General features: G+C 60.5%; 5 protein-coding genes and 1 pseudogene. 4 read left to right on the top strand and 2 right to left on the bottom strand.

Annotation, left to right across the window (positions count from 1 at the left end; translation table 11 throughout):
• Nucleotides 1-751: 751 nt before the first annotated feature.
• Nucleotides 752-1,087 carry a PRC-barrel domain-containing protein gene (locus FSO04_RS44605; RefSeq protein ID WP_233465448.1) on the top strand — a complete coding sequence of 112 codons (336 nt, stop codon included), beginning with the start codon at nucleotides 752-754 and terminating at the stop codon, nucleotides 1,085-1,087.
• Here the strand turns inward: FSO04_RS44605 and FSO04_RS44610 are convergent.
• Nucleotides 986-1,318: pseudogene (locus tag FSO04_RS44610) on the bottom strand (BPSL1445 family SYLF domain-containing lipoprotein); the annotation flags it as partial. The gene FSO04_RS44605 and the pseudogene FSO04_RS44610 overlap by 102 nt on opposite strands.
• Nucleotides 1,319-1,893: 575 nt before the next feature.
• Between FSO04_RS44610 and FSO04_RS44615 the strand changes: the two are divergent.
• The 3 genes from FSO04_RS44615 (at nucleotide 1,894) to FSO04_RS44625 (ending at nucleotide 4,423) form a co-directional block, all read left to right on the top strand.
• On the top strand, nucleotides 1,894-3,189 hold the full coding sequence (locus tag FSO04_RS44615) for an NRAMP family divalent metal transporter (protein ID WP_154567731.1): 1,296 nt from the start codon (nucleotides 1,894-1,896) through the stop codon (nucleotides 3,187-3,189).
• A 456-nt stretch (nucleotides 3,190-3,645) separates the two neighbouring features.
• Nucleotides 3,646-3,942 (top strand): CsbD family protein, encoded by a 297-nt coding sequence (locus FSO04_RS44620; protein ID WP_154567733.1) that lies wholly within the window; start codon nucleotides 3,646-3,648, stop codon nucleotides 3,940-3,942.
• Between the two features lie 106 nt (nucleotides 3,943-4,048).
• Entirely contained in the window at nucleotides 4,049-4,423 is a 375-nt protein-coding gene (locus FSO04_RS44625) for a phage holin family protein (protein ID WP_154567735.1), read from the top strand.
• A 1,056-nt stretch (nucleotides 4,424-5,479) separates the two neighbouring features.
• On the opposite strand, the gene FSO04_RS44630 is transcribed toward FSO04_RS44625, so the two are convergent.
• Nucleotides 5,480-6,595, bottom strand: coding sequence for a helicase-related protein (locus tag FSO04_RS44630; RefSeq protein WP_168436034.1), 1,116 nt, complete (start codon nucleotides 6,593-6,595; stop codon nucleotides 5,480-5,482).
• Nucleotides 6,596-6,666: the final 71 nt, after the last annotated feature.

The raw sequence follows: 6,666 nt of genomic DNA on the forward strand, positions 1-6,666 counted from the left end.
AAATAATGCTGAAATCAACATTCCTCTCGTCGCAACTCGCATGACAGTCTCCCCAAATGCGAAGCGGTCGTTAGCACCGGAAGGTGTGAACCCGCGTTCTATTCGCCGCAATTCCCATGCCGGAGGTCGGACAAGGAACCCACGGTGAACGCGATACGCTGTCGTGCGGACGCGGTCGAGTCGACCACGGGGCGCGATTTTGCGTGAGTTGCGCTCACGCGCCACCGTCATAAGCTCCAGAGCTTTCTTTCTCGCACATCCGTTGATGCCGGCACGCTACAGTGTCTACCCTTCGTTCTTGGCGACGGTGCCTCGCTGCGCCGTTGCCGCCGCGCCCCGTCATCGTCTCCATCCCGGGAGGATCGGGAAGTGAGTACATCGGCAGTGCGCAATTGCATTGCGTGGCACAATTGGCGCGCCCCAGACATGACGATCGTCCCGTCGCCGCAACGAGGCGCTAACATGAGAATGATGGGAGCGCGGGCGGTGAGCACGATGCTTTCACCGCGAACGGCACGATCGCGCCTGCGGGCCCCATTCGTTCCTTCGTTGACTGACTGACACGTAGCGAGTTTGATATGAAGTTCGCCATCGTCACCTGCTCGGTTATGCTTGCCACCGCGTTTGCCACCGACACCCTGCAGGCTAGGGGACGGTGCAGTCGATCACCACGACCCGCGTCGACGTCGTTCACCTGGCGTCCGGATAATGGGCCTCCAGAATCATCGGCTCAATCGTCTACAACGAAAGCATGGACACGATCGGAACGATCGACGATCTGGTTGTGAATCCCAAAGATAGTGGGATGTACGCCATTCTGTCCGTCGGTGGTTTCCTCGGTCTCGGTATCCACCTGGTCGCGGTGCCATTTGACAGTCTGCACGTCGTCGATAAACAGATGCGTTTGCCGGGCGCCGCCCGAGATTCACGGAAAGCGTTGCCCGAATTCAGATACGCGTCGCCTGGACCATCAGGACTCAGCGTGTCAGATCCTGAGCCGCGTGACCTTGGTGCCTTCCGGCGACACGCCGGCCATCAGCCCGGCATTGGTCAGCACCAAGGCCTGTACCGGCGCGGTCGCGGTTGACGTATCGATATTGCCGTTCGCCCCGACTTTCACCACGGCGACCGTCGCGTCGGCGCCGACTGCCCAGCCATCGCTGTTGCGGAAGCGGTCGAGCGCATCCTGTGTCATGAACAGGAAAATGATTGCTTTGGACTGCGCGCCGATTTGCAGACCGAACGAACCGCCAGCCGTGCTGTAATAGCCGACTGTTTGGCCGCCAACGCGCAGCGCGCCTTCGCCGTACTGGCCGCCGCTTTGTACCGGTTACGGGAAATCAAGCGGAGCGCAGAGCTGGATAGCGCAAAGATGCTCGCGCACCGCGGATTCGTGAATTATTTGGTGGCCCGATTCATGCTGCGCTTGATGGAAACCGGCGGGAGGCCTTCATGAAAACGCGGATCTTCACTTACCTCGAATGCCCATGCGGACATCGCGGAGCCCTCATCGAAACAATAGACGCAGGCGTTTTTTCAAACGGTTGGCATAAGGCGTGGCTGCGCGGGTTGACCCATACCGGGACGTACGACGGAGAAGACCGACTGTTTGCGGAAATGAAACCCGGGTGCCCGGCGTGCGACCGGAGTCCGGGCCCGGATGATGTGGTCGGACGCAGTGAGTTGCGGGAGACCGGCGAAGTGCTGCGAAAAAAAAGCGAGTCGGAAGCGTCAGAGGCAACGCCTGGCGTCGGTTGCTGACCGGCGGGACCGGACACCCCGTGGGAGGCTTCGACGCGCCCAGCGTGACATGGAGTCGCTTCATGAAAGGTTCAGGGGGCAGACTTTCCCCGCTCGTAGTACATGCCACGCACTTTTCCCAAAGGCGCCGAAATGGACATCGACATCGACCCGTCCGACAAGCCGGATCCCGAGGTTCAGTCGTGGCTGGAAAAGCTCGGTCCGGGCCTGGTTACCGGCGCCGCGGACGACGATCCGAGCGGTATCGCGACCTATTCGCAGGCGGGTGCGCAGTTCGGCTTCAACATGTTGTGGACCATCATCATCACCTATCCGCTGATGGTCGCCATCCAGATAGTCAGTGCACGATTGGGGCGCGTGAGCGGTCACGGGCTGGCGACAAACATCAGGCGCCACTACCCCACGTGGCTGCTCTACGGCTCCGTAGTCCTCCTCCTGGTTTCCAACACAATCAACATCGCGGCCGACCTCACGGCAATGGGCGCGGCGGTCAACCTGGTAATCGGCGGTCCAATGCGCATTTACACCGTCGCGCTTGCATTCATTTCCGTACTGCTGCAGCTCTTCGTTCCCTATCGCAGTTATGTTCGCGTACTGAAGTGGTTGACACTCGCGCTGTTCGCTTACGTGGCCACGGTGTTTGTCGTCCAGATCCCGTGGCAAACGGTGCTGGTTCGTACCTTTATTCCGCACCTGTCCTGGAAAAGCGATTACCTCACGACGGTCGTTGCTGTATTGGGTACAACCATCAGTCCGTACCTGTTCTTCTGGCAGGCTTCGCAGGAGGTAGAAGAGATGCGCGCCGAATCGGGCCAGCGTGCACTCAAGAATGCGCCTGGCCAGGGTCGGGCCAACCTGCGTCGCATCCGGATCGACACCTGGATCGGGATGGGATTTTCAAACGTGGTTGCTTTTTTCATTATCCTGACGACTGCGGCAACCCTGAATGCGCACGGCGTGACTGACATACAGACGTCTTCGCAGGCCGCTGTCGCGCTGAAGCCCATTGCAGGTCGGTTCGCTTTCACTCTGTTCAGTCTGGGAATCGTCGGCACAGGCCTGCTCGCGCTGCCAGTGCTTGCAGGATCTGCAGCCTACGCGATGGCGGGCGCGTTCAACTGGCGCAACAGCCTCGCGCTGAAACCGCAACTGGCGAAACGTTTCTACGGCATCATCGCCCTGTCGACTCTGATCGGTCTCGGGATCGGCTTTACAAAAATCGATCCCATCAAGGCGCTTTACTGGAGCGCCGTCATCAACGGAGTGGTTTCCGTCCCGATCATGGGACTGATCATGTTCATGGCAGTGAATCCAAAAATCATGGGTAGCTTCACCATTCCTACGCGCCTGCGCGTCACGGGATGGGCTGCAACGATTGCGATGGGCGCAGCCGCGCTCGCCATGTTGTGCTTCATGCTCAGCCCCTGAACGCACGATCGGTGCGGGCGCCACTGAAGCGTTCTTTCCCGTCTGCCCAAGCGCACTCCAACAGCCACGTCGCAGAGGCGACGAGGCGTTCCTGAAAAACACCAAGGAGTCAGCGGGTTTCTTCCGTCCGCTCGGCTTGTCGGGTCCACCGCGCGTTATCGCGCCGGACCGGCCATGCGCGCTTCGTGGCATTGCTTTCATGCTAGTCCAGCTGGACGACTGGATCAGCACCTTGCGTCAGACTAACGAAATGACACCGGCAGCTGGATACGGAGAGCGCCCGCCGTTCGTATTCGCGTGTCAACGAATTGTCGAGCTGGGCCCAACTCTTGCGCACCAGTTGGTACGCTATCCCGATGCCTATTCTTTGCCTTGCAGAGAGGCGCGGTTCGCGATTTTCACACACTGGCGTAATTTACCCGTGCGGCCCGGCCGCACTCACTCGAGGAGCAGACAATGGAAACGACGAAAGGAGAAGGAACGCTACGGGAAGTTGCTGGCGACGTACAGCAAGCCGCCGGGAACCTGCTGGACAATGCCGGTGCGCAGTTTAGCGGAACAGCGAAGGAACTGGGTGGCAAAGCGCAGCAACTCTATGCCGATTTTGCGGATGTCGTACGCGAGTCTACTGTGGAGCGGCCGCTCGCAGCCCTGGCGATTGCCGCCGGCGTGGGCTTTATCCTCGGAGCGCTACACGCAGCGAATCGCACGAGGCCCGATAACGTTCGGAGCGACTGGAGAGATCGGGAGTAAGGCTATTCGCGTCTTGCCCTCAACGAGACCGAAGAGGTGCAGACGACAAGCCCCTGGCGCGCCGCCACGGCGTTTCCGCAACCAGCCAGCCCCGAGGAGTGCCGCAATGTCCATCCGTTCGAAAGTCACCAGGTGGCGAAACGTCGGCAGATTCTGCGTCGAACGGGCCACTGATTATGGTGAGCTACTCGGTGTCGAACTTGAAGAGACCAGGAAATGTCTGGTCCGCGAGTTAAGCGCACTCGTTGCCCTGGCCGTCGCTGGCATTTTCACTCTTTCGTTTGTGTGCATTGCGATCATCGCGACGGCTTGGAGGACGCCCTATTTTCTTCCCGTGGTATGGGGCGTCGCCGCGATGTGGCTGATCGTGTCATTTATCTCCCTGCTCCTCGTTCTCGCTCAGAAACCCGGCCGCTCGCTTCATGTTCTGCAAAGGGAGATCCGGAGCGACCTCGACACGTTGAAGGAAGCGCTCAAATGAGCCGCGCATCTACCGATCGGGAAGCCGAGACTGCCATACTGCTGCGCATGGCGGCATCACGCGCAGCATTGCTTGCGGCAAATTGCACGCCACCATCAGTCCCGGCCGTGCACGGGCGGACGCGGTCTCCCGCAGTTGACGTGATCGCTTCGCTTGCGGACGCACCGCGCGTCACGCTGCTGGTTGCACTGTGCGTCGGCGCAATCGTCCTCGGACCTCGGCGCACAATCGGAATTGCCAGCCGTTCGGGGATCACCGCGTTTCTAGGCGGAACTGTCCGGAAAGTGATTCTCAGATCTGTCTGACTTGCATCCTGGGACGGCGCGGTCAGGTCAGTTCAGACTCGCCAAACGTTCCCCCACCCCGACTCAACCGCGGCCCGGCTAGCCGTTAGCCCGTTGCAGAACTCGTCGCGCCGCAAATTCGCCTGGGACGCGCTCTCTTGCGGTCATGACAGGGGGTTACGACCGGGACTGCTGCGGCATGTCTTTTGAAATCGCCGTGCGTTTTGGTTACGGAGGCAGGACGCAATTGTTTATCGCCGGTACATTAAGGTGCAGGGCTCGCGCCATTTGAAACTGGCCGCCGCCGCTACGCGTCGGCGGCTGCCAGAACGACGTGCCGGCCCTCCGCGGAAGACTACGAACCGGTCGCCGTAAAGTGCCCTGGAGATGATCATGATGTACTCTGAAAATATCAGGTGAGAACCTTTATGCGCAACGAATATGCCCGCCGGCTTGCCCTTGGAGGGCAAGACTCCCAGAGGATCGTTTGCCCGGTGGTTCAGCAAATACCGACGAACATATGCACCCCGCGCATCGGGCACGCTCCTGCCTTCGTCGTTCGGGACGCTCCCGCTGCCCGGCAAGTCTCATCGCTTTCATCGTCTTCGCGATGCCGATGTGCCGTTTAGCCCCTTTGATGTTGTTCGTAGCCACGTAAATTTTCATTCAATGCTCACCGGGTTAAGAGAGAGCGTGCAGGAAAGCGAGTCGATTACAGGAGCACGACGTTGACGCTCGTCTTTGTCCGTACGTCAATCGCCACACACGCGAACTAGATCGCACGGCGGACCGCCTTCAGAAAATTCGACATAAAGGTCCGTGTTCTGCCGTCCGGAAATACGATCGCTACCTGCTCGCCGCTCGCCAACGCGACTTCTCCCGCCCCAAACCTCGGCACGCAGACCACGTCGCCGGGCGACCACGAGTGTGACTTCGGCGATCGGGTCGATGCGTTCGCGTTGAACGCTGTGTCGCCCACGGCGATCGACTGCTCCGCCGGTGCAATCTGCGGAGGACTCATGCAGTTGTCACATACGCCACAGTGCTGCATCGCCGGTGTATCGCCGTAGTACGGGAGGATAGCGCGCCAACGGCACTGGCCAGTCGGCGCGTAATCGATCATGTGTTGCAGCGTTTCCTTATCATGGTCGCTCATCGCTTCGAATCGTGCGGCGGCTTTCGCCATCGCATCACGCGTGCTACCCTGCCCGCCATCGCGTGCCCGCAGACGATAGCGTCGCTGCCGGTCGCCGCCCGCGATACGGCCATTGAGCAGCATGCCGATCGCCACCTCCAGCTTGCCGCCGCCCACCTCCGGCAACGCGTCCTTGAGCTCCGCGACCGTGACACCTTCCGGCGCATCTTTGCAGCGTGCCGCGAGCATGTCGTAGACACGCTGCGCCAGTTCGACGCTCGGATACCTGCCGGCGAGAAAGAACTGCTGAACACGCCGGTCGTTCAGACCGAACAGCAGCACGCAATCGGCGGGTTGCCCGTCGCGGCCCGCTCGGCCAGTTTCCTGATAGTAGGCGTCGACGCTGCCAGGCATCTGGTAGTGGATGACAAAGCGGATGTCGGCTTTGTCGATACCCAAGCCAAACGCGTTGGTCGCGACCATCACCCGGGTCGTGCCCGACATGAATGCCTCCTGCGCGGCGTCGCCAGCTTCTGCGAGCCAGCCGTAAATCTCCTCTGCGTCGCGTATCGTCGCTGTGTAGATGATGCCGGCTCCAGCGTTCGACGCGATCACTCCGCGCAGCTGCTCGCGCTTGGCCTGTGTGGCGCGCGTAACGCCGTCTTGGCCGCCCCCTACGCTGAGCTGCACGACACGATAACCCAGAGGATTGTTAGCGGAACGGGAACGGCGCAATGAGTTGGTCGCAGGCACGGCGGACGAGCCGTTCCCGTTCCGCTAACAATTCGTTGAGCTAAACCGCTCCACAGTCGGTGGCTATGGGT

It is taken from the genome of Paraburkholderia madseniana (assembly GCF_009690905.1).
GTDB classification, from domain to species: domain Bacteria; phylum Pseudomonadota; class Gammaproteobacteria; order Burkholderiales; family Burkholderiaceae; genus Paraburkholderia; species Paraburkholderia madseniana.